The 23,864-nt window shown below is 36.1% G+C and carries 17 protein-coding genes and 1 pseudogene; 13 read left to right on the forward strand and 5 right to left on the reverse strand.

The window, feature by feature from the left end; translation table 11 throughout:
- Positions 1 to 23 precede the first annotated feature (23 nt).
- Complete coding sequence (locus I589_RS04165; protein WP_010769376.1) at positions 24 to 890, reverse strand: helix-turn-helix transcriptional regulator; 867 nt, start codon at positions 888 to 890, stop codon at positions 24 to 26.
- Positions 891 to 1,132: 242 nt separating this feature from the next.
- On the opposite strand from I589_RS04165, the gene I589_RS04170 reads away from it, so the two are divergent.
- From I589_RS04170 to I589_RS18515, 7 genes and pseudogenes are all read left to right on the forward strand, one after another.
- Complete coding sequence (locus I589_RS04170; RefSeq protein ID WP_010769375.1) at positions 1,133 to 1,561, forward strand: MarR family winged helix-turn-helix transcriptional regulator; 429 nt, start codon at positions 1,133 to 1,135, stop codon at positions 1,559 to 1,561.
- A gap of 10 nt (positions 1,562 to 1,571) precedes the next feature.
- Positions 1,572 to 2,198 carry a nitroreductase family protein gene (locus I589_RS04175; RefSeq protein ID WP_010769374.1) on the forward strand — a complete coding sequence of 209 codons (627 nt, stop codon included), beginning with the start codon at positions 1,572 to 1,574 and terminating at the stop codon, positions 2,196 to 2,198.
- A gap of 6 nt (positions 2,199 to 2,204) precedes the next feature.
- Positions 2,205 to 2,570: a DUF1304 domain-containing protein gene (locus I589_RS04180; RefSeq protein ID WP_010769373.1), complete on the forward strand. Its 366-nt coding sequence runs from the start codon at positions 2,205 to 2,207 to the stop codon at positions 2,568 to 2,570.
- A gap of 820 nt (positions 2,571 to 3,390) precedes the next feature.
- The gene (locus I589_RS04185) at positions 3,391 to 4,320 is read left to right on the forward strand and encodes an ABC transporter permease (protein ID WP_010769372.1); all 930 of its coding nucleotides are present in this window, start codon (positions 3,391 to 3,393) and stop codon (positions 4,318 to 4,320) included.
- Positions 4,321 to 4,334: 14 nt separating this feature from the next.
- A complete protein-coding gene (locus tag I589_RS04190; protein WP_010769371.1) occupies positions 4,335 to 5,228 on the forward strand; it encodes a carbohydrate ABC transporter permease in 894 nt (297 codons plus the stop codon).
- An 11-nt stretch (positions 5,229 to 5,239) separates the two neighbouring features.
- Positions 5,240 to 6,763: a type 2 periplasmic-binding domain-containing protein gene (locus tag I589_RS04195; RefSeq protein ID WP_010769370.1), complete on the forward strand. Its 1,524-nt coding sequence runs from the start codon at positions 5,240 to 5,242 to the stop codon at positions 6,761 to 6,763.
- A 761-nt stretch (positions 6,764 to 7,524) separates the two neighbouring features.
- Positions 7,525 to 9,243 (forward strand): annotated as a pseudogene (locus tag I589_RS18515) (beta-L-arabinofuranosidase domain-containing protein).
- A 128-nt stretch (positions 9,244 to 9,371) separates the two neighbouring features.
- On the opposite strand, the gene I589_RS04210 reads toward I589_RS18515, so the two are convergent.
- Together I589_RS04210 and I589_RS04215 are read right to left on the reverse strand one after the other, a co-directional pair.
- Positions 9,372 to 10,298: a LacI family DNA-binding transcriptional regulator gene (locus I589_RS04210; protein WP_010769366.1), complete on the reverse strand. Its 927-nt coding sequence runs from the start codon at positions 10,296 to 10,298 to the stop codon at positions 9,372 to 9,374.
- A gap of 10 nt (positions 10,299 to 10,308) precedes the next feature.
- Entirely contained in the window at positions 10,309 to 10,584 is a 276-nt protein-coding gene (locus I589_RS04215) for a hypothetical protein (protein ID WP_010769365.1), read from the reverse strand.
- A gap of 375 nt (positions 10,585 to 10,959) precedes the next feature.
- Between I589_RS04215 and pepT the strand changes: the two genes are divergently transcribed.
- From pepT to I589_RS04230, 3 genes are all read left to right on the forward strand, one after another.
- On the forward strand, positions 10,960 to 12,195 hold the full coding sequence (gene pepT / locus I589_RS04220) for a peptidase T (protein WP_010769364.1): 1,236 nt from the start codon (positions 10,960 to 10,962) through the stop codon (positions 12,193 to 12,195).
- Between the two features lie 45 nt (positions 12,196 to 12,240).
- On the forward strand, positions 12,241 to 13,767 hold the full coding sequence (locus I589_RS04225) for a YfcC family protein (RefSeq protein ID WP_010769363.1): 1,527 nt from the start codon (positions 12,241 to 12,243) through the stop codon (positions 13,765 to 13,767).
- 335 nt (positions 13,768 to 14,102) lie between these two features.
- Positions 14,103 to 15,614 (forward strand): oligopeptide:H+ symporter, encoded by a 1,512-nt coding sequence (locus I589_RS04230; RefSeq protein ID WP_010769362.1) that lies wholly within the window; start codon positions 14,103 to 14,105, stop codon positions 15,612 to 15,614.
- Between the two features lie 170 nt (positions 15,615 to 15,784).
- Here the strand turns inward: I589_RS04230 and I589_RS04235 are convergent, their stop codons facing one another.
- Positions 15,785 to 16,843: a hypothetical protein gene (locus I589_RS04235; protein ID WP_010769361.1), complete on the reverse strand. Its 1,059-nt coding sequence runs from the start codon at positions 16,841 to 16,843 to the stop codon at positions 15,785 to 15,787.
- Positions 16,844 to 16,954: 111 nt separating this feature from the next.
- Positions 16,955 to 17,815, reverse strand: coding sequence for an AraC family transcriptional regulator (locus I589_RS04240; protein WP_010769360.1), 861 nt, complete (start codon positions 17,813 to 17,815; stop codon positions 16,955 to 16,957).
- Between the two features lie 135 nt (positions 17,816 to 17,950).
- Here I589_RS04240 and I589_RS04245 point away from each other — a divergent pair, with 135 nt between their 5' ends.
- From I589_RS04245 to I589_RS04255, 3 genes are read left to right on the forward strand one after another with little or no spacing between them, the layout of a single operon-like run.
- Positions 17,951 to 20,209, forward strand: a complete 2,259-nt coding sequence (locus I589_RS04245; protein WP_034684360.1) for a beta-L-arabinofuranosidase domain-containing protein — start codon at positions 17,951 to 17,953, stop codon at positions 20,207 to 20,209.
- A gap of 20 nt (positions 20,210 to 20,229) precedes the next feature.
- Positions 20,230 to 22,485 (forward strand): beta-L-arabinofuranosidase domain-containing protein, encoded by a 2,256-nt coding sequence (locus tag I589_RS04250; RefSeq protein WP_010769358.1) that lies wholly within the window; start codon positions 20,230 to 20,232, stop codon positions 22,483 to 22,485.
- Between the two features lie 3 nt (positions 22,486 to 22,488).
- Positions 22,489 to 23,565, forward strand: coding sequence for a M24 family metallopeptidase (locus I589_RS04255; protein ID WP_010769357.1), 1,077 nt, complete (start codon positions 22,489 to 22,491; stop codon positions 23,563 to 23,565).
- Positions 23,566 to 23,864: the final 299 nt, after the last annotated feature.

Genomic DNA, 23,864 nt, shown 5'->3' on the forward strand with positions numbered 1-23,864 from the left:
GATTTTGTTTTCTGGTTGTTCTTTTACTGAAATGATGGATAATTATTTTTATAAAATATACGGACTGTTAACCAAATAATTAGAAGGAAAAAAACAACAATAAGTATGAACCCTAGGATTACTGGAAACGGGTTTTTTTGAATTGTGTAGAGCATATCAAAAAAGATTTTTGACAGCCCAGTATACGACTGAGAAAGTTGAAATTGTTGCAGACCTTCAGAAAATTTCTCCCGAGTCACTTCATTTCCTGCAGAAAAGGCGTGTACTCCTAACGACTGATTTCCTAAAGCAAAATAGCCAATTGAAAAATTACCAAATGCTGCCATCGCAATAGCAAGATTCCCAATAGCTGTGATTCCTAAAGCAAAGTTTCCCATGGCTAACCCGCCAAAACCTGCACTCCCAGCTGCAATCAGACCAATTGATAGTATCCCTATAGAAAATAGACCTAAGCCAATTGCCCCAATAGAAAAAATTCCTATACTAAAAGTCCCAATGGCTAGAATGCCTTTTGCTTTTATTCCTACAGAAAGAACTCCTTTGGCAGTGGGGATCTGTGAGAAACTTTTTCTATTTTTATTTTGCAGCCTATTTTGAAAAAGCAAAGACATATTAGGAATCACAAAATGATAAAGAGGAAGATTTCCTATTTTTTTCTCACTTTTAAAATCAAGATATTCATAAGGCTTTCTTTCATTCACTAAATCATCTAGTGTAATTTCTAATAAATTAGAAATTTTTTCCAACGTATCTAAATCAGGATACCCCCGTCCTGTCTCCCATTTTGAGACAGCTTTATCAGTAACATACAATTCTTTTGCAAGCTCTTTTTGAGTCAGACCTTCTTGTTCTCTATAATTTTTTAATTGACTAGCTAAAAAATTTCCCATAGCGTAACCTCCTGTATTTTTTTCAAGTATACAAAAGAACAAGAAAAGAAACTATTAAAATAAGAAATTAAGCTGTCTACTTTGCGTAGAGTCTTAATATAACAGGTTTTTCTTGATTCTTATCGAATACTCTTGAAAGAAATTTATTTTTCTTTAAGCAAATAAGTTGCTAAAAATAATAAAATCTTCTATAGTTGACAAATCAATTGTTGACAAGTCAACTGTTAAAGGAGAGGAATTTTATGCAAAATACCAAAGCCAGTCAACTGTTGTTATTGCTAAAAACGGTTAGTAGTCAAGTTACACAAAATTTTGAAAAAAAAACAGGTTTAAGCTTAACAAGATATGGCATGCTTGTGTATTTAAGTCAACAAGGTGAATTGTCACAAAATGAATTACAGCGCTATATTCAAATTGATCAAGGAGCTGTTACCCGTCACTTGAAAATTCTTGAAGAGAAAGGGTATGTTTCTCGTAGCCGAAATCCCAAGAATAATCGAGAGGTTATTGTAAGAGCTACGTCTTTAGGAATAGCTACTGTTACCCAATGTGATCAAAAGAAAACTAGTTTATTATCAGAGTTATTTGAAGGATTTGATGAAGAAGAAATTATCATTTTGAGCAACATGTTATTTCGGCTTTGTAAAAATAATGAAAAGAATGAAAGATGAGGAATAGATAATGAGAGAAACAAATTTCGAAACAATTCTAAAAGGACGTCGTTCAGTAAGAAACTATGATCCTACTGTAAAAATTTCAAAAGAGGAAATGAGTGAGCTATTATCAGAAGCAACATTAGCTCCTTCTTCTGTAAATATGCAGCCATGGCGATTTATCGTTGCTGAATCAGAAGAAGCCAAGGCTATATTAAAGCCGCTTATTCGTTTTAATACACTGCAAAATGAGACTTCAGCTGCGATGATTTTAATTTTTGGCGATATGAATTGTTACGAATTTGCAGAGGAAATTTATGAGCAAGCTGTGGCAGAAGGAAAAATGCCAGAAGAAGTTAAGGACAAACAGCTAGAAGCAATCATTCCACACTATAAAAGCTTTTCTCCAGAAAAGATGAATGATGTGATAAAAATTGACGGTAGCCTTGCCGCTATGCAGTTGATGCTGGTAGCCAGAGCACATGGTTATGACACCAATCCAATCGGCGGTTTTGAACAAGATCAGTTAGCAGAAGCTTTTGGATTAGATGCTTCTCGTTACATTCCTGTCATGATTGTTTCAATCGGAAAAGCGGTGGAAGAAGGCTATGAATCTGTTCGTTTACCAATTGATAAGATAACAGAATGGAAGTAAACAAATATGACGACACTATCGATGATTTTGTGTGTGCTAGTTGCGCTTGAACATCTCTATATCTTTTATTTGGAAAGTCTTGTTCCAAATTCTGAAAGAACTGCAGCCACATTTGGTATTTCAGCAGAAGTTTTGAAGCAGGAAACGATTCAAACATTAATAAAAAATCAAGGAATCTATAATTTAATGCTAGCAGTAGGGTTAGGCTATACCCTTATTTTCTCAACTAACAAAGTAGAATTGGGAATTTTGTTCACCGGATTTATCTCAGTTGTTGCAATTTATGGTGGAGTAACCAGCTCTAAATCCATTATTTTGAAACAAGGACTACCAGCAATGCTAGCGTTGTTAAGCTTGATTGGATTTAATTAATTTGGAGTCATAACGAGACACAGGGCAGCACTTGATGCATGTCGGTCTCATGACTAATAAACAAAAAGATGGAAGGAGCAGCTCTAAAAAAGAAGGAGTTGCTTCTGTTCCTGCCGTTTAGTAAGAATTCACGAGAGTGAGGCAATAATCAGATTTTTTTCTGACTATTGTCCCACTCTCGCTGAGGTCTTTTTATTTTTTATCTATCGTTTCTCCGTTTAAATAAAAAAATCGAGATAGAGAAGTCCATAAAAAAAAGTGTTATTTCGTACTTCTTTTTCTTACTATAGAGTGAGACTATCTACTGCCTGTTATATTAATGGTTTATATCAATTTTTTTCTTGACTAAAAGGAAAGATTATCATTACAATGAATGGCGTAGTAATAAACTCAAAATAAAAAAGGCGCTCCATACTTTGGCCCTAAACCGCTGTATGAAGCCTTGAAATTCAGTAACCTGGCAGTAACTGATACATCAAGTTTGCCCTAGCGAATGCATACGCAAGCGCCGTCTTTATTGTACCTAATAAGCTAGCATATTTCTATACTTTTTTAGGTATTTTTTAAAAATCGGTTATTCATTATGCGCTTATTTAGCTATGACAAGAGGTATCTGACAGTTTACTGTTGGGTACCTCTTTCTTTATGTACAAATATCGAAATGACTCTGTCCTCTACGAGTCAAAAAAGCGCTTATAGGACAATGAACTATATTTGGAGTTTATTACTACAAAATTAGAAGAAAGGATAACTAGTTTGCTGTAAAATGAATCCGGTTTTCACTAAATTTATGTAAGTTCTTAAGAAAGGAGAGCGAATTGTGGATAGTTTAAAAATACGGAAAAAAAGAAATTGGAGAAAGCAAATTCGCCAAAGTCTGCCGTTATACTTTCTCTTACTACCAGCAGTTACCATACTCATCTGCTTTACTTATTTCCCTCTGTACGGTCTAACCATTGCATTTAAAGACTTTTCTCCTGTATTGGGAATCACGAATAGTCCATGGGTGGGCATGAAATATTTTGTTCAGTTTTTTAATTCCTATCAATTTTATGACATTATCAAGAATACATTAACAATCAGTATTTATGGAATTGTCGTAGGATTTCCACTACCTATTTTATTAGCCATTCTTTGCCATCAACTAAGAAATGGTCGTTTTAAAAAAGTGTTTCAAATTATTACGTATTTACCTCATTTTATTTCAATCATGGTCATTTGCGGGATGATTTTAATTTTTCTTTCTCCTAGCTCGGGTTTATTTGCTAATATACTGAAACAATTTAGTATCAAAATGCCAAACATATTAGCATTTCCCTCTGCGTTTAGCAGCGTGATTGTGTGGTCTGATGTCTGGCAGCATATCGGCTGGGACAGTATTATTTATCTAGCTGCTTTGGCAGGAATAGATCCGTCACTGTATGAAGCTGCAAAAATGGATGGAGCAAGCAGGTTTCAACAAATGACACGATTAGATATACCATTAATATTACCTACTGCAATGACACTTTTAATTCTACGTGCAGGAAGTATTTTAAATGTTGGCTTTGAAAAAGTATTTTTATTACAAAATAAAATGAATATTTCTGCGAGCGAAATTATTTCCACCCATGTTTATAAACTAGGTTTGATAAATTCACAATATAGTTTATCTGCTGCAGTAGGATTATTTAACACAATAATCAACTTATTAATCTTACTGATAGTTAACAGAATTTCCAAGCGCCTAACGAACACTACACTGTTTTAGGGAAGGAGAAAAAAATGAATTTTTTATCACACCAAAAGAAGCGAATCCCCGCTAAAGATAGGCTATTTGAATATTCTCTTTACCTATTTTTCTCTTTGTTAATTATTGGAACACTCTATCCTTTATGGTTTGTTTTTATCGCTTCATTTAGCAATCCTAATCATGTTGCGAATGGAAAAGTGCTGTTCTTGCCTGTTAGCTGGACTCTTAAAGGCTACAAGGCACTGCTGTCCAATAGTCAGATTTGGCGTGGTTATGGAAATACAATCTTATATACACTATTTGGCACCCTGTTTCAACTATTTGTGAATATTCCAGCTGGTTATGCACTTTCTCGACCAGATTTATATGGGAAAAAGTGGGTAAGTCTTTTGTTTGTAATTCCATTATTTGTAAGCGGAGGACTCATTCCTACGTATCTGAACATTCAACGATTCGGCTTATTGGATAATCCCTTAGTCCTAATTATTCCATTTTCTGTCTCTTGTTATAACATTCTAGTCATTCGTGCGTTCTTTAAACAAAATATTCCCAGCAGTCTTTGGGAAGCTGCGCAAATGGATGGCTGTTCAGTTTTTCGATTTTTTATTCAAATCGTTCTTCCACTATCTAAAGCAATACTGGCTGTTATTGGCCTATGGGTTGCTGTAGGGATTTGGAATTCGTGGTTTGATGCCATGATTTATTTGAGGAGTGAACAGTATCAGCCTTTACAGTTAATTCTACGCAGAATCTTAATTTTAAATGACTCGCTGGTTGGACAAAGTTTGAAACAAGACCTTCAACAGCAAGCGGAAATGATGAAATATGCCGCGATTGTTGTATCAACGTTGCCAATAATGTGTTTATATCCATTTCTACAAAAATATTTTAATCAAGGGGTCATGGTTGGCTCTGTTAAAGAATAGAGGAGAAATTAATGAAAAAAAAGTTGAGAATACTCGTTGTTTTTTTTGTGGCTATACCATTACTAGTTGCTTGTTCTTCAGCTAAAGAAAAAACTTCCAAAAAAAAGGGCGATAGTTATACAATTGTGAATACTCGTCCTTGGGCAGGTGAGGGATACAAGAAAGGCTTTGTAGAAAATTCAATCAAGGATAGTAAAATCAAGATAAACTGGGATACCTATCTATACTCAGATTGGGGCGATAAAAAAGCAGTAGTTTTAAGTGGAGGGGAGCTGCCAGATGCTTTTTGGGGAGGCTCATTAGTAGACAGTGATCTTGCTCAAAATAGTGAAGCATTTATTTCATTAGACGAATATATCACTCCAGAAATCATGCCTAATCTTTCAAAAGCTTTAGCCGAAGACGAAAAACTTAAAGCGGTTGCAACAAGTGCTGATGGGAAAATCTACAGCCTTCCAGCACGTGTACCAGGTCGTTCAGTCGTTGGAAATCAGCTATTTATCAATCATAAATGGTTAGATAATTTAGGTCTTGATATGCCTAAAACCTACCAGGAATTAGAGGATGTATTACGTGAATTTAAAAATAAAGATGCTGATGGAGATGGGGATTCAGAAAATGAGATTCCCTTATCAGGAATCATTTATCGAATGTTTTTGCCATGGGGATTAGCAGAAACGACCAGTACCATTAAATACATGTCTTGGGATGATAAAAAGGTTGTTTATTCTCCGGTGACGGAAAATTATAAAGTGGCTATAGAGCATTTAGCAAAACTGTATAAAGAAGGAATTCTCGATCAAGAATTTTTCACACAAGATAATACCATCTTAGGTGCTAAAAAAATGGATGCCTCTCAAATTGGTGTAACGGATGGCTGGGTACCCGGACCTTATGGAACAGAGGAAGGTGAATATGTTGCATTACCGGCAATTGAATCACCGGATGGTAACGCTTATGTTATCCAAGATGTAGATGACTATATTCGTAATCAGTTTTTCGTAACAACTGCTTGTAAAGAACCAAAGAAACTATTGTCTTGGATTGATAAATTCTATACAGATGATGCCTCCGTTCAGAATTTTTTTGGCAGCTTTGGAATCGGGACAACAAAAAATGACGATGGAACATACCAACTGTTAAAACCAAAAGATCCAGCAACTGTGCAAGACGAAAATTCATGGCATATCTCCTTTAGAGACTATGGTCCGAAATATGTTGGCGATAACTTCAACGAAAAAATTCACATGTTAGATGATGATGGAGACGGATTTAAACTGAAAATAACCAAAGATTTAGAACCATTTGCTAAGCCAATCTATCCTTCTCTGGCATTTACAACAGAAGAACAAGTTCGTTTAAGTTCATTAAATACAGATATACAGTCATTTGTAGAAGAAAAAATGGGTGAATGGGTGACAAATGGAGGCGTTGATGACGAATGGGATTCTTATTTGGCTCAATTAGATAAGATGGGATTGGAAGAATTTTTAACCATTCAGCAAGATGCAATGGATCGATACTTTGAAAAATAAATAGGAAGTTGGGACAGTAGATGAGGCAGCTTTTTCAAATAGATCATCCTATATTCCAAAGATTAGCTCTATTCGTTGATTTTTTTCTGTTAAATTGCTTGGTGTTGGTTACAAGTCTGCCAATTATAACAATAGGGGCTTGTCGAATCGCACTGAATCAGACGATAATTGAATATTTAGCAAAAAAAGAGCCCTCCTTACTACGTGCATATTTATCCCACTTAAAAAAGGGAAGTTGCGGGGTTCAGCTAAGTCTCATTTTTAGTTTACTATTGTTTCTTCAGGGGATGAGTTTGTTTTTTTCCTATTCGATAGGGCTATCATCATGGCTTCGTCTGTTCATCCTTTTGGGAATTATTGTTAGCTTTACCTGGAATGAATCTGCAAACTATTACTTTTCAAACAATTCAGACTCTTTTTTTAAAGGATTACAAGCTAGCTTTTTCCTGATTTTTTCTCATAAAATTTTTATTCTCTTTGCTGTGTTAAAGTGTATTTTATTTCTTTTTATCCTTCATCCAAGCGGCTTTATCTCCATCATCTATGTTTCTACATTTGGTGGAATCAGTCTGCTTGCTTATATAAAAAATAAGTTACTTTTCTTATTTTTCAAATGTAGAGAATAATATAAACAATTATTTAATAAAAAGAGGTGTTTCATGAAAAATAATACTAATTTCAGTAGATTTGAACGTTTGCCTCTAGGTGTGATAAAACCTAAAGGATGGCTAAAAGACCAGCTACAGATACAAGCTGACGGAATGACGGGGCATCTTGAGGAAAACTGGGCAGATGTTGGACCCGATAGCGCCTGGTTGAGCGGAACGGGCGAAAGCTGGGAGAGAGGGCCCTATTATCTAGATGGGCTGATTCCATTAGCTTATCTGTTAAACGATAAAAAGCTCCTTGCTAAATCCCAAAAATGGATAGAGTCTATTTTAACAAGCCAAACAGAATCAGGATGGTTTGGGCCTAAAAATAAAGACTGGTGGAGTCGAATGATTGTATTAAAAGTCCTCATCCAATATTATGAAGCCACACATGATGGACGGGTCATTCCCTTCTTAATAAATTATGCACACTATCAAAAAGAGCACCTTGAAGCAGAGCCTTTATCTGAGTGGGGAAAGGCACGGGGAGGAGAAAATATTTTATCGTTGCTATGGTTATATAATCAAACGAAAGAAAGCTTCCTGCTGGAGGTGATTGACTTATTAAAAAAACAAACATTTGATTGAGCGGCGCTCTATCAAAATTATCCGTTTAAAAGATATGTGACCGAGTTTAGTCATGAGAGTCACGTGGTAAATGTTGCCATGAGCTTGAAATATTTTGGCTTATATTTTGAATTAACTGGGGAAGACAAGTATAAAATTCTGTTAGAGAACGCACTTAAAACATTAGATTTATACCATGGACAGTTACACGGAATGGTTTCTGGTGACGAATGGTTGGCAGGAACACATCCAAGCCAAGGAACGGAGCTTTGTTCAATTGTTGAATACATGTACTCGATGGAAACCCTCCTTGCGGTATATGGTGGATCAGCATTTGGTGATCGTTTAGAACGTGTAGCGTTCAATGCATTACCAGCAGCAATCAGTAGAGACTGGTTTTCTCATCAATATGATCAGCAAGTGAATCAGATTTGTAGCTCAAAAGCGAAGAGAAATTGGACAGAAAACAATGACGAAGCCAATCTGTTTGGGCTTGAACCTCATTTTGGATGCTGCACAGCTAACATGCATCAGGGGTGGCCAAAGTTTACTTCCCATCTTTGGATGAAGGATAGTCAATCCTATGTTTGTCAGAGTATGGTTCCTTGTAAAGTGACTACGGAGAAACTGACGATTTTAGTTGAAGGAAATTATCCGTTTATTACAGGGGGAACGTTAAAAGTTAAAGCTAAAGAAGCTTATACGTTAAAGGTACGTATACCTAATTGGAGTAAAGAGGTTATTTTCAGAAAAAATAATGTTCAGCAACACCCTATAGTTAGGGAGGATTATTTACTTATAGAGGGAGATGCTGGAGCAGATGTATATACGTTGTTTTTTGTTGCTGAGGTGAAAAAAGAGCAACGAGCGCAGCGTGCAATCGGTATTACGTATGGTTCTCTTATCTTTTCACTGCCAATTAAAGAAGAGTGGAAAATACTGAAAGGAAATTCCCCTTTTTATGATTGGTCTGTGAAACCGAAGTCAGAGTGGCGCTATGCACTTTCAGAAAAGTCCACTTACTCCGTCCACTATCACAAACAAAATGAAAAACAAATTTTCGACAGCCGCCACTCGCCAATCTCTATTATAACTAGTGGTTGGAAAATACCGAACTGGAAAATCCATCAAAATTCAGCTGATACTCCTCCTTATCAAGTAAGGTCTGAAGAGAGGAGTGAGTTAACTTTAGTTCCATATGGTGGAGCAAAATTGCGAATTTCTGAGTTTCCTACCATTGATAGGAGCTTATTAAATAATTAGATACTGAAACAGGCGATATTCAAAAAAAAATTGACCGACTTTCTTAATTACCTCGCCAGCTTTTTACAATGAACTAGAAGAACCACCCGAGAGTTTTTTAGCCTTTGGGTGGTTTTCTTCAATGAATACTATTCTCTTATTATAAACGTATATGGGATACTTATTTTTTCTTTTTTATTTTCAATAAATTGTTGAAAGGCTGTTTTTCCGCATAGTTGTAAATGATGGTCGATAGTTGAAAACTGCATCAGCTCACTAGCAAGCAGATTATCACGTCCTACAATAGAGCTATAGGCTCTACTCGGGTTTGCTTTTAAAATTCCTGCGGCTACATCGTCTCCATTACAAAATATCGCTTCAATCCCACGTTTTGTAAAAAATTCTTCCGCCTGAAACCCATCTTCATAATGTATACAGTCCCAAAAAACATCTTCTTCGTCAAATTCTGGAAAAAGCTCATGGCACAATTGAACAGTTATTTTAGAGTTTTGGCTTAACTTGCGACTTCGTCCAAGTGTAACACCAATTCGAGTGAAACCCTGATTCTTCAGGTACATTAATCCCTCTCTCACAGATTCTTTTCGATTGATATAAACACAACTAGCTTCGACGTCTTTTATTTCTTCACAAAAGACAATTGGTCCATATTTTTGATAAGGCAAGAGTGTTTCAATCGTATTCGCGCGTGAGGTAATGATTAACCCATCAAATTCTTTTGCTACAAACTGTGAAAGATAGGCTAGTTCAACCGCAGCATCATAGTTGGTTGGAAGGAGAGTCACTTTATAATTTGATAGAAATGCTTCTTGCATGATTCCACTTAACACTTGGTCAAAATAGGAGTGGTTAGTAAAGGGGAGAATCACTCCTATATTTCTATTTTTCCCGTAACTTAAATGGCGAGCAGTAGAATTTGGCACATAGTTCAATTCTTTCATGACGGCTAAAACATGCTTACGCTTTTTTTCATCTACATAAGGATAGTCATTTATCACTCGAGAAATTGTGGAAACGGAGTAACCAGTTTGCTTGGCAATATCACGAATATTTGCCATTACTTATCACCTACAGACTTAAGTTTGTTTCTAAATAGTTTACCACACCAGTACCGGATTCAAAAAAAGTATACTCTTCGTTATCAAAAGAAAAGGTAATTCGTTTTGCTCCCCAGAAATAATCCATCACTAAGTTTTCAACTTCAGATAAGCGGATTTTTTTGCGAACCGGCTTTCTTAGAAAACCTTGGGGACTTTGAAGAAACAAAAATTCACCAGCAAATTGAATCGTTGCATAGTAATAATCTACGCCGAATTGATCTGTAATTTCTACATAGGTATTCATAAAACATCCTCCTTTTGAATTTTATAAATTGAGTATAATTTATGAAACGCGTCTCAATGCAAGTCATTTTGTTTGAAAAATGAACAATTCTATTTTTTATAGAAAAGGTAGTAGAGAATCCTAGTCAATTTATAAAATAAATGATTTTAATGTAGAAATAATTCATGCAGGAGTTTTTTTACTTAAGTGTTTGTAGACATTTTTAATCCAAAAAAATAATCTCGATTTTACTTTATGAGAAATTTCTTTTTTTTCAATCGTTTCATGAGCAAATACTCAGAAAGCATTGAGTGAAAACAGGTTTATTTTCTCAATAGTGATACACTTAAAGAGAGAAATTTGATTTAAATTAAAAAAATGGAAAGAGGGAAAAGCATGTACGAGAATCTGTTACCACGCTTTTTGAGCTATGTAAAAACGCAGACACGCTCAAATCCAAAAAGTGACACCATTCCTTCGACAAAAACACAAGTTGATTTTGCCATGGAATTAAAGGAAGAGTTGCACATGATTGGGTTGTCAGAAATTTATTATAATGAGGAGAATGGTTATCTAACAGCATTGCTGCCTAGCAATAGTGAAAAGACAGTTCCTGCAATCGGATTTATTGCCCATGTGGATACAGCTGATTTTAATGCAGATGGGGTGAGCCCTAAAATTGTAGAAAATTATGATGGTCACTCAGATATTTGTCTTGATGAAGAGGGAGCGTTTCAACTCACAGTAAAGGAATTTCCTAATTTAAAAAATTATCAAGGAGAAACATTAATCACAACAGACGGAACCACGCTGTTAGGATCAGATGACAAATCTGGCATAGCCGAAATAATGACTGCGATGGAATACTTCATTGAGCATCCAGAAGTGAAACATGGAGATGTGTACCTTGCATTTGGACCTGATGAAGAGATTGGAACGGGGGCGGATCATTTTGATGTAGAAAAATTCCCTGTAGATTTTGCCTACACGATGGACGGAGGACCTTTGGGTGAACTTGAGTATGAAACGTTTAATGCTGCTGAAGTTAACCTTACGATTCAAGGAAAAAATGTTCATCCAGGAACCGCAAAAAATATCATGGTGAATGCCTTACAAGTGGCAATAGACTACCACAACATGCTTCCAGCTGAAGAGGTTCCAGAAAAAACAGAAGGCTATGAAGGCTTCTATCATTTATGCGAACTTAATGGCACACCTGATGAGGCAACAATGCAATATATTATCAGAGACCATGACAAGAAAACGTTTGAAACCCGCAAGCAACTAATGAAAGAGAATCAAGAACAATTAAATAAGACTCTAGGTGCTGAAAGAATTTCCTTGGAAATGCACGATGAATACTACAATATGGGAGAAATTATAAAAAAAGATTTCCACATCATTGAACTAGCAAAAGAAGCAATGGAGGACCTAGGGATTACGCCAATAATTGAACCTGTTCGCGGAGGGACGGATGGCTCTAAAATTTCATTTATGGGGATTCCTACGCCGAATATCTTTGCAGGCGCAGAAAATATGCATGGCCGCTATGAATTTGTTTCCCTTCAGACAATGGAAAAGGCTGTCTCCGTAATTATCCGCATTTGTGAACGGAATGAGAAGCATTTATAAGGCTATTTGCCAATAAATATTTTAAAATTTAGGAGTGAGAAAGTTATGGAGAAGAAGAAACATAAGTTTACTTTTCCGACAGCGTATACAGTTATTTTAATTGTTTTATTATTGGTGATGGTATTAACCTATCTTATGCCTTCTGGAAAATATGCAAGTTTAGCTTACGACAGCACTAATAATGCCTTTACCATTGTACAACCTGATGGAAAAGAGTCCCAAGAGCCTGCAACTCAAGAAACACTGGAAAAATATAATATAAAAATTGATGTTGCTCGCTTTGAAGATGGCTCAGTATACAAACCTATTGCTATACCAGACACCTATCAAAAGCTAAAAAAGGAAAATACTGGATTTATTGGCGGTGTAACTACCTTTTTAAATGCGCCTATTCAAGGCTTGGCAGAATCTATTGACGTCATTACGTTTGTCTTGATATTAGGTGGGATTGTTGGTGTGATTAATCAGACGGGAGCATTTGCAGCAGGAATTGCTGCTCTATCAAAGAAGCTAAAGGGAAAAGAAGCCTGGCTGATTGTCATTGTTACCTCACTAATTTCTCTAGGTGGAACGACATTTGGTCTTGCTGAAGAAACAATTGCTTTTTATCCGATACTTGTTCCAGTCTTTATGGCTGCAGGATATGATGCATTAGTCGCCATTGCAGCTATTTATCTAGGCTCTTCAATGGGGACAATGGCATCAACCGTAAATCCTTTTTCTATCGTAATTGCTTCAAATACTGCTGGAATCAATTTTACCGCAGGAATGGCGTTACGTGTGATTTTGTTAATCGCCGGAACCGCACTTTGTATTTTTTATACAGTAAGATATGCAGAAAAAGTTAAGAAAGATCCTAGTACTTCTTTGATTTATAGTCAAAAAGACGAATTAGAAAAAGAATTTCTTTACAAAGATGAAATGGAAGAAATCCCTAAGTTTGATTTTCGTAAAAAGCTTATGCTATCCATTTTTGCCGCAGGTTTTGTTGTTCTTGTATACAGTGTAAAAGAATTAGGTTGGTTTTTCACTGAGATTTCAATGTTATTCTTATTTATTGCCTTTATTTTAGCTTTTATCTCAGGTCTTAAAGAAAAAGAGTTTGCTAATTCTTTCGTTTCTGGTGCAGCAGATCTATTAGGAACTGGCTTGGTCATTGCACTTGCACGTGGCGTGACAATTATTATGGAAGATGCTCAAATTAGTGATACCTTATTATATTGGTTGAGCAGTGGCGTCTCTCATATGAGTGGTGTTATCTTCTCCACATTCATGTTCCTAATTTTCATTTTACTTGGTTTCTTTATCCCTTCTTCTTCAGGTCTTGCCGTATTATCCATGCCAATTATGGCACCATTAGCAGATGTGGTAGGGGTATCAAGAGAAACGATTGTTACTGCCTATAACTGGGGGCAGGGAATTATTTCCTTCATCACACCAACGGGTCTTGTGTTGGCGTCACTAGCCATGGTAAACATTACCTTTGATAAATGGCTAAAATTTGTAACACCCCTGATGATTACTATTGGCGTGTTAGCAATTGTTTTGTTAGGAATCAGCGTCTATCTATAAGAAATAAATTAGTAATTTGCCTGTATTCAAGGGAGAACAATCCTTTGGGTACAGGCTTTTTTTACTCAGAAAAATCGTTAATTATTTCTGGAAACATATATATAAATACACCAATTCTACCTACTAAAATATGCAACAGAAACCACAAATATGTTATATTTTGTTGCATACAATAAGATATTACTTTTATATTTTTATACAAATACTTTTAGAATTTCGCCATTTAGTCAACTTTATCCACCAATCCTACTTAATTAGCTACTGACTTATAATTTTTAAATTGTTATATTACAATCAGAAAACGCTTACTAAATAAACGTGAAAGGTTGTTGAAAATGAGTAAGAAGGAACGCAATTTTATTAGTAAAGATGCAACAATTGAGGAAATTCGTAGCGACAAAGGATTCTTAGGACATCCTAAAGGAGTAGGGGCTTTAGCCTTTGGAAATTTTTTTAACTCAGCTGCATGGGGTGCTTTTTATGCCATTATGATTTTTTATCTCTACACTCCTTATACACACGGGCTTGGTTTTCCAGAAGGGACGGCTGCTCAAATGATTACAGCAATGGGCGCGTGTAATGGACTATTTGTTATCATGGGCAGTTGGTTAGCTGATAGAGTTTTAGGTATGAGAAAATCTCTAATTATCGGAAATATCGTAAAAGGGACAGGGTTTCTTTTACTAGCAATTCCTCCAGTCTCTCTCATACAAGGTCGTATTTTCGCAATTATTGCATTGTTCTTACTGGCCTTACCAATCATGGGGGCTAGCAATGCCTCTTTAACCGGGCAACTATATTCTAAACAAGATAATGGTCGGCGAGATGCCGCATTTACAATCCATCAGTTTGCAAATACAATCGCAGGGATTATTACACCAATTATTGTAGGTCAAATTGGTATGAGCAACTTTCATATTGGCTTTGGGATTGCAGCTTTTTTTGCCTTTTTGTATGGAGCAGTCATTTTTATAACACAGCACAAATTTTTTGGCTATCTTGGTGAGAATCCCGTGAAGCCTCTTCCTAAAGGGGCACTGAAAAAGATTGGGCTACGTGCATTTGTTATCACGGTAATCGTTGGTGTATTGATTTTTGGACTTATTTATGGAAAACTTATTGGTTTACAGGGATTTTTGAATGTGATTACCTCAGCAACATTTATTATTCCTATTTTATTTTTGACTAATTTGTTTAAGCAGACAGATTTAACCGATGCAGATAGACGACATATGAAGCCATTTATGAAACTTTTCTGTGCACAAATTCTGATTGCTTTAGGTGGAACGCTGCTTACATCAGCGATTGCTATCTTCATCGACCAAAAAATTAATCGTGAAATTTTAGGATTCGAAATTGCTCCTGGATCAGTTCCTACAATTTATACAGTTCTGGGTTTAATTATTGCTCCAATCTTTGTTTACTTATGGACGAATACAAAAGCGCAAAATATTCCAATTGTAAAAAAATACGCATGTGGAATATTTACAACATCCGTTGCTTTTGGTGTTTTAACTATTCCAACAATCTTTCTAGCAGGTAGTGCACCATACAGTATGTGGTGGTTAGTCATTTACTATGTTTTCATGGCTTTATCTGACCAATTAGTATGGCCAATTGGTTCTTCAATGGTTTCAAAATTAGCACCGGATGCTTATGAAACGCAAATGCAAACGGCCTGGGGACAAACAGCGGCTATTTCAAACGGGATTGCTCTCGTCTTATTCAATTTCTTTAAGACACCAGATCAGCAAGTCTATTTATTCCCAATTATGGCAGTGGTCTTACTTCTTACAGTAATTTACTTACTAGTAAATGCAAAGAAAATAGAAGCAGAAATGAACTAAAATTTGTTCCATTAATCTAAACAAATACAAAACTATCCGAAACGAATGTATAGTTGAATACGAGCGTGTGAACCTGAGCGATGATTAAGTACTCAGATTCACACGCTTTTGCTATTGCACGAAAAAAAAGAATGTCTCTGAGATTAAACAGCTACATTCTTCGTGTTACTCTATTTAGTTCTTTGAGGATAGAAGACAGGTGTTTCATTCCATGGGAAAGGTAGGTCAATTTCTTCATAAATTTTAGAGAAATACTCGTAGCCTTGAGGGTCGTATTCCTTTAACTCTGCTCTGCAGTTTACAGGACCACGAACGCCATCCCAGGTACCATCCTTAGATTCTGCCATCACGTTAAACCAGATAGTGCTTAGTGTGGCAAAATATTCTTCCTCATTGGATATTGCGTAAGTATTGGGCCATAGATGATGGTTCTTTGCATGTTGATAGGCTTCTTTCAGCTCATTAGCTAGTGTTGGATCTGGCAGATTGTTAATACCAATGAGATGAATTGCATGGCCGAATTCATGAACTAGAATGCATTCATTTAGGTATCTTGTTTGATTAGGCCCTTCCATAATACGTAAAATATTCTTATCTGAAATGGAGGTGACAGGATTATCTGGCACACCACCAAAGCCTTCTACGGGTCGATTCAAAATATCTGCTCCACCACGATGTTCAGGAATATCATAAGAGTCCTCGTTTTTCCCGTAAATAGCTAGTTCTGCTTGATAGCTCTCCATCACTTTAGCAACTTGCGGAATTTTCTGTAATTGTTTATCAATAATCTCCGCAGCTTTTCTATGTGCTTCTCTTGAAACATTCAGCGAAGATTTGATTATTATTTTTGAATCGGTTCTTGTAAATAAGGAATAAAAATCCTGCCAATGTTTTACTGTATACAACACGTCTGTTGAAGCAAAAAGTCCATCTGGGTTCTTTACTCGCCCAACAATTTTTACAAAAAGAGTGTCCAACTGTGTCTTTTTAATTTTCTCATTCAAAAATAGAGTTGTCCGTTTCTTATGGGACTCATAAACTGGTCGGACACTCCATTGTTCGTCCTCAGTTGCTCGTGAACGTTCAATGTCTAATGGTATTTGATTCAAAAAAACTGCGTAATCTTTTGAAACGTCGCTATGTTCAACCTCTTGATCCCAATAAAGCTCCAGCCGATGTTCATCAATCATTGTTAAATGATTGAGTTTTGGTGCATCAATATGACCCATTTCTCTCATCCTTTCTAATTTGCTAAGAAAAGCATATCAACTAAGCAATGAAGATTCAGTAGATATTTTAGTGAATGGGTGGAGAATAATCACTTTTTGTAAACGATACCATTAGACTTTATTAAAATGTCGTTTATTAAAGGTAAATCGATATTGGGTAGGGGTCATATTTTCAAACTTACGAAAGGTTCGCATAAAATATTTAGCATCGTCGTATCCAACATAAGCTGCAATTTCTTCAATACTTAGGTTTGATTCAGCTAACAGAAGCTTGGCTTGATCGATTCGGTGTTTTGTAATCTGCATCGTAATTCCAATACCAGTCTCATTTTTATATTTTCTCGATAAATAATTTTTATTATAGTTAAAGTGATTCGCAATGGACTGTAGACTGATTTTTTCAAAAGCATGGATACGTATCCAGTCTTGAATAGGCTGAAGTGTATCATTTTCAAGTAAACTACTTTTTAAAAGCTGCATGGTTTGGTGGGTAATCTCATATAAGATACTGTTGAGGTAGGCGTCTATGTAAGGTGGAACCACCTGATCTTGATATAAATCTAAAAGCTGGTTAATCATCAAATACAGTCGGTTCATATTCAGTTTGTCATGGTAATTTGGCAGTAAAAGTAACTGATTAGGACAAAAATCATCTGTTAAAAGCTGCTGGGCTTCTTGTTGGTCAAGCGATTGAACAGTGTCTAAAGAGAAGTGAAACCACAAAAAACGAATGGTTCCCTGTGTCTGTTTAAACCCTTTGTGAGGAACTCCTGGAGGAATAATCATCATCTGTCCCGCTTCAATTTCAAAAAACTCATTATCCACCTCCATAGGTAACGTTCCTTCAATTCCGCAGATAATTTCATAACTATCGATTATCCGACTAGAATGTATCCATGAATCTTTACTCATAAAAATACCCGCTGAGATAAAATGAGAATCCCCTTTGAAGTTCTTTGAACAATAGTACATGTGAAAACCTCCTTTTGAATAAATCTGCCTTTCATGAGTTAATATAATCCACTTATTATCTTTTTTCAACTACCGACAGAAAAAAGATTGTCTAGTATGCTTAAGATGAAATTAATTAAAGGAGAGTTGATGATAATGAGTAAGACGATTATTGCCAAAGATTTAGAGAGTTTATATTTAGGAAATTTACGTACAGTAGAATTTGATTTGTCACTTCCTGAAAAAGGAAAATTTGGTTCTACTTTTACTTGGCACTCAAATGATGAACGCTTTATAACCAATCAAGGAGTAGTGACTCGTCCAGAATATGGAAAAGGAGATCGCGTGATTCCATTAACAGTTACAGCTAAATATAAAGAGTTTGAAGCTTCAAAAATTTATAAAGTGAATGTTTTAGAAGAAGAAAATGACATTCAGATTGAACAAATATTTCCGGTGAATTTACAAAAGGTTGTCGGAGAATCTTTTTATCTTCCCCAAGCAGTTGCTGTGAAAACAACTAATCAAGAGATTTTTTCTCATCCAGTTGTTTGGACTGACGAAGAGGAGCTAATTTTAGAAAAACCAGGTAACTATTCTTTTTCTGGTCAAATTAAAGATACAGCTTACGAGGTAACTGCAACAGTTTCGATTGTTTTAGAAAAACCAGTGATACCTGAGAAGCATAAACAAATTGCTGCATTTCCAATGAAGAGTGTTCGTCTGACAAATCATTCCATGCTAAAAGAGGCACAAGATAGACGACTAGAATTTCTATTATCTGTTGATGATAATCAGATGCTGTATAACTTTCGGATGGCTTCAGGATTATCAACAAAGGGCGCACAAGAAATGATTGGCTGGGATTCACCAGACTCTCTTTTGAAAGGGCATACAACCGGACATTATTTGTCTGCATTGGCACTTTGTTATGGTGCAACTGGGAATAAAGAAATCTATCAAAAACTAAATTACATGATTCAAGAGCTAAGTTACGTACAGAAAGCCTTTGAAAAGAATCCTGCCATTCACAGTGGATTTTTAAGTGCCTACACGGAAGAACAATTTGATTTGTTGGAAGAATATACCCCTTACCCAGCTATTTGGGCACCTTATTATACTTTGCACAAGTTATTTGCAGGTCTTTTAGATAGCTATCGTATCGGAGGAATAACAGAAGGGCTTGCTATTGCAGACAAACTTGGAGATTGGACCTATCATCGATTGAATCGACTTCCACACCAGCAATTAAAAAAAATGTGGTCCATGTATATTGCAGGGGAATTTGGTGGAATGAATGAATCTTTGGCACAGCTCTATGAATATACTGGGAAAAAGGAACATTTGAAAACAGCTAAGCTCTTTGATAATGATCGCTTGTTTTTCCCAATGGAACAAAAAATTGATGCGCTTGGCTCATTACATGCAAACCAACACATTCCACAAATTATTGGCGCACTAAAAATTTACGATCAAACAAAAGAAGATGCCTATTTCCAAATTGCTGATTTCTTTTGGAAATCTGTAACCTCTGCACATATCTATTCTATTGGCGGAACAGGTGACGGAGAAATGTTTCAACAGCCGCATTTAATAGGGTCAAAAATTGATGAGCATACAGCGGAAACCTGTGCCTCTTATAACTTGTTAAAACTGACAAAAGAGCTTTACGAATATGAGCCCACCGTTGAAAAAATGGATTATTATGAACGGACTATGATTAACCATATTCTCTCATCAACAGACCACGAATGTAACGGAGGATCTACGTATTTTATGCCTACTTCACCAGGAAGTAAAAAAGGATTTGATGTAGAAAACTCTTGTTGTCATGGAACGGGGTTGGAAAATCATTTCAAATATGGAGAATCCATCTTTTTTTCAAACGAAGAGAACTTAGTAGTTAATCTATTTGTTTCTTCAAGATTAAGTGATGAAAGGACTGGATTAACTGTAGATATGGATTATGATGAGAATGAGCCTGAGAAAGTCTCATTTCAACTGACGTTTATCGACCGTGCATTCAACGTGAGAATTCCTTATTGGAGTAAAAAAATCATCGCAGTATGGGTCAATGAAACTATCATTTCATACACAGAAAAAGATGGCTACCTCGTTATTGAAGGCTTGAATAATGGAGACCGCGTATCTATTGAATTTGACATTCATTTTCGACTAGAGGAGACCCCTGATAGAAAAGAGCTATTTTCTCTTGCTTATGGACCGTACATTTTAGCCGTGCTAAGTGATAAGGAAAGCTTCATAGAATTTGATCAGTCACAGCTTGAAACGACTGCACTCCAAGCTATAAAAAAAGAAACAGGCACACTAAATTTTTCGTTAAATGACTTATTCTTCACACCCTTAGCAAAAGTAAACGAGGAGCATTACCATCTCTACCTAAAAAAATCATAAGGAAAGGATGCACCCTTCAGATGAGTGAACAAGAGACACGTAACCAAATACAAATGGATATAGATAGTTTATATTTAGGAAATCTAAAAACGATTGAGTTTGATTTATTCCTCCCTAATGAAGGAAAAAAAGGCTCTAAAATTTCGTGGTCCTCCTCTGACGAACGCTGGTTGAATAATCAAGGAAAGGTATCCCAGCCCCCTTTTGGACGGGGAAATCGCGAAATCAAATTAACCGCTACGTTTACGTTACACAATGAGCAGTTAACACATGTTTACGATGTTCGTATTTTAGAAGCTCCCAACGATATTAAGATAAAAAAGATTTACTCGATACAACTGATAAAAAAAGAAAACGAAACATTCTATTTACCTACGGGAATTGCAGTGGAAAGTCTTGATGGAAAAGTGGTCACACAAAAAGTAAACTGGGCTTGTAACGAGCCGTTATTACTTGCAAAAAAAGGGCATTACACATTTTCTGGTACGATTTACAGCACAGACTATCCTGTAGAAGCTCAAGTAGAAATCGTACAAAAGCTCACTCGCTATTCAGTTAGAAAAAAAAAGAAAAGTCTCTTTTCGTTAAAAGATGTCACACTGGATAAGCATTCATCTTTTTACAAAAATCAACAAAATTATCTGCAATTTTTATTGTCAGTAGATGATGATCAAATGCTTTACAATTTTAGAAAAACTGCTGGAATGGATACTAAAAATGCCGAGGAAATGATTGGGTGGGATTCTTTGCATTCACGTTTAAGAGGACACACAACTGGACACTATCTTTCTGCATTATCTTTAGCATCTGCTAGTACAAGGAATGTTCGTATAAACGAAAAGCTAACATATATGGTTTCTGAACTACAAAAGGTTCAGACAGTTTTTTCAGAAAAAAGCGGCTACCAAAAAGGATATTTAGGTGGCTATCCGGAAATCCAGTTTGATTTATTAGAAAAGCTCCATCCTTATCCAGAGGTTTGGGCACCTTATTATACACTTCATAAAATTTTAGCAGGACTATTGGATGCCTACCATTATACGAAGAATAAACAAGCATTAGAGATTAGTAAAAAAATAGGCAATTGGGTGTATCACCGATTAAGAAAACGAAGCTATAAAGAACGTCAAGCTATGTGGGGAATGTATATTGCAGGTGAGTATGGTGGAATAAACGAGTCACTGGCAGATTTATACGAAATTACGGGAGACTCTATTTATCTTGAAGCAGCTCGTTTCTTTGACAATGACTATCTTTTTTATCCATTGGAACAAGAAGTAGATGTACTGGGTGGGCTACATGCGAACCAGCATATTCCGCAAATTGTTGGTGCAATGAAATTGTATGAAGCTTCTGGGGAGGAGCGTTATTATCAAATTGCTCGTTTTTTCTGGGAATCAGTGACAAGTAATCATATTTACTCCATGGGTGGGACAGGTGATGGCGAGATATTTCAACAACCAAACGCAATTGCTAGCCATATTAGCAAGAATACAGCAGAGAGCTGCGCATCCTATAATCTGTTAAAGCTTACGAACGCACTCTATCAGTATGAAGGAACGACTGACTTAGTTGATTATTATGAATTGGCTTTACTAAATCATATCGCTGCCTCTCCTGCTAGAGATTGTTCTGGTGAGAGTACGTATTTTATGGCGACTCAGCCGGGAGCGCAACGATATTTTGAAGTAGAAAATTCGTGTTGTCACGGAACAGGAATGGAAAATCATTTCAAGTATGGGGAATTTATTGCTAGCTACACAGAGGAGTCTATTCACATAAATCTGTTTCTTTCTGCGAAAATCATGGCTAAGGAGCTGGGAGTCGACTTAACAATTGATGCTAATCTTGACCAAGGAACCATGGTCATAAAAAATCGTTCAACAAGCACTCGACAACTCAAAATCCGCTTACCTAAATGGACTAGCTCTATGACATTTTCTAGTGATGGAAAACCACAGAAGTTTGCGTTAGAGGAAGGGTATTATGTGATTGATCAACCTTTTGAAGAACTTTCGATTACATTTACTTTGTTATACGCAATTGTCGAAGCACCTGATGATCCAGGTCTATGTTCATTATATTATGGCCCCTATTTACTAGGAGGACTTTCAGAGCAGACGAACTTCTTATCGCTGGATTTTTCAGAGGAAGATTTACAAACACAGTTTCAAAAGAATCAGACAATTAGACAAAAAAAGACAGGGGTTGAGTTTATCCCTGTACACCAGCTAGATAATGAGTCGTATCATCTATACTTTAAAAAGGATGTGTAGAAAATGAATCGTTTAAATAAGTTAATGAAGAAAATGGAAGAAAAAGATATGCAAAGCTTATTCATTACCAATCCTAAAAATGTTCAATATTTGACTGGCTTCACTGGGGAAGAGTCCTATATGCTTATTTTAAAAGAAGGCTGTTTCTTCGTAACGGATGGTCGATATGTTGATCAGGCAAAACAAGAAATTCCAAAAGAGATTTCCGTAATTCGTTGGTCAAGCGGATTATTGGAGGAATGCATCGCACTAGTCAAGAGCGCTTCAGCAAAAGAAGTATATTTTGAAGCGAATCATCTAACTTATATAGAAGCAAAAAAATGGATTGATGGCATAGACATTCAAGCGAGGGATGCTGAAAATATAGTGGAATCTTTACGAGCGGTGAAAGATGAGCTAGAAATTTCCTATATCAAAAAAGCAGCAGACATTGTTGATCAAACGTTTTTGCATATATTGAATTTGATTCAACCAGGTATTTCTGAACGTAGAATTGCAGCAGAAATGGAATATTACATGAAAAAGCTAGGCTCGGAAGGTACATCCTTTGAAACGATTGTTGCTTCTGGCATTCGTTCCTCATTCCCCCATGGTGAAGCAAGTGAAAAGATTATTGTGCTTGGGGATATAGTGACACTGGACTTTGGTGCGTTGTATAAGGGCTATGCTTCTGATATGACTCGTACAATTTCTGTAGGAAATGTTACTGATAAATGGGAAGAGATTTATCAACTCGTATTAACTGCTGAAGAAATTGGATTAGATACAATTCGAGCAGGCATGAAAAGCTGTGAACTAGATAAAGCAATTAGAAAACCCATTCGTGAGAAAAACTTAAATCAGTATTTTTCACATGGAGCAGGGCACAGTATCGGCTTAGATATCCATGAATCCCCATTCATTAGTGGAAAGTCAAATGAAGTATTTCAAAAAAACATGGTTCAAACAATTGAGCCGGGAATCTATCTTCCAAATGAAGCAGGTATCCGAATTGAAGATGATGTGCTCGTACAAGATGAAAAAGGAATTCTTTTAACCAAAGCACCAAAAAGAGAATTTATTCATCTTCCATTTAAGTAAATTAACCACAAATCCATAAGGTCAGAACAGAGGAAATCAGCTTATTTACAAAACCTGAAATTCTCCGTTCCGCTTTTAGAGATTGATGAGCGCGAAATTGAAGTGGAGATGTGTTCCTTCTCCTCCCAACCTTTATTAAGATTTTACGAGGGCTAGATATAACTTAGATAGTTGTATCTAGCCTTCTTTGTCTTTTTTTAGACATTCTGATTTCGTCAGATGAGTGAATAGAGTGTACAACAAAAATCAGCGTATAAGCTAGTCACTTTCTATATTTTTTATCCATTTATCCATAATTA

The sequence above is a fragment of the Enterococcus phoeniculicola ATCC BAA-412 genome, assembly GCF_000407505.1.
In the GTDB taxonomy this organism is placed as follows: Bacteria; Bacillota; Bacilli; order Lactobacillales; family Enterococcaceae; genus Enterococcus_K; species Enterococcus_K phoeniculicola.

Coding starts and splice junctions, on each gene's coding strand:
- I589_RS04165 (WP_010769376.1), bottom strand. CDS start 890: ATGGGAAATTTTTTAGCTAGTCAATTAAAAAATTATAGAGAACAAGAA.
- I589_RS04170 (WP_010769375.1), top strand. CDS start 1,133: ATGCAAAATACCAAAGCCAGTCAACTGTTGTTATTGCTAAAAACGGTT.
- I589_RS04175 (WP_010769374.1), top strand. CDS start 1,572: ATGAGAGAAACAAATTTCGAAACAATTCTAAAAGGACGTCGTTCAGTA.
- I589_RS04180 (WP_010769373.1), top strand. CDS start 2,205: ATGACGACACTATCGATGATTTTGTGTGTGCTAGTTGCGCTTGAACAT.
- I589_RS04190 (WP_010769371.1), top strand. CDS start 4,335: ATGAATTTTTTATCACACCAAAAGAAGCGAATCCCCGCTAAAGATAGG.
- I589_RS04195 (WP_010769370.1), top strand. CDS start 5,240: ATGAAAAAAAAGTTGAGAATACTCGTTGTTTTTTTTGTGGCTATACCA.
- I589_RS04210 (WP_010769366.1), bottom strand. CDS start 10,298: ATGGCAAATATTCGTGATATTGCCAAGCAAACTGGTTACTCCGTTTCC.
- I589_RS04215 (WP_010769365.1), bottom strand. CDS start 10,584: ATGAATACCTATGTAGAAATTACAGATCAATTCGGCGTAGATTATTAC.
- pepT (WP_010769364.1), top strand. CDS start 10,960: ATGTACGAGAATCTGTTACCACGCTTTTTGAGCTATGTAAAAACGCAG.
- I589_RS04225 (WP_010769363.1), top strand. CDS start 12,241: ATGGAGAAGAAGAAACATAAGTTTACTTTTCCGACAGCGTATACAGTT.
- I589_RS04230 (WP_010769362.1), top strand. CDS start 14,103: ATGAGTAAGAAGGAACGCAATTTTATTAGTAAAGATGCAACAATTGAG.
- I589_RS04235 (WP_010769361.1), bottom strand. CDS start 16,843: ATGGGTCATATTGATGCACCAAAACTCAATCATTTAACAATGATTGAT.
- I589_RS04240 (WP_010769360.1), bottom strand. CDS start 17,815: ATGTACTATTGTTCAAAGAACTTCAAAGGGGATTCTCATTTTATCTCA.
- I589_RS04245 (WP_034684360.1), top strand. CDS start 17,951: ATGAGTAAGACGATTATTGCCAAAGATTTAGAGAGTTTATATTTAGGA.
- I589_RS04250 (WP_010769358.1), top strand. CDS start 20,230: ATGAGTGAACAAGAGACACGTAACCAAATACAAATGGATATAGATAGT.
- I589_RS04255 (WP_010769357.1), top strand. CDS start 22,489: ATGAATCGTTTAAATAAGTTAATGAAGAAAATGGAAGAAAAAGATATG.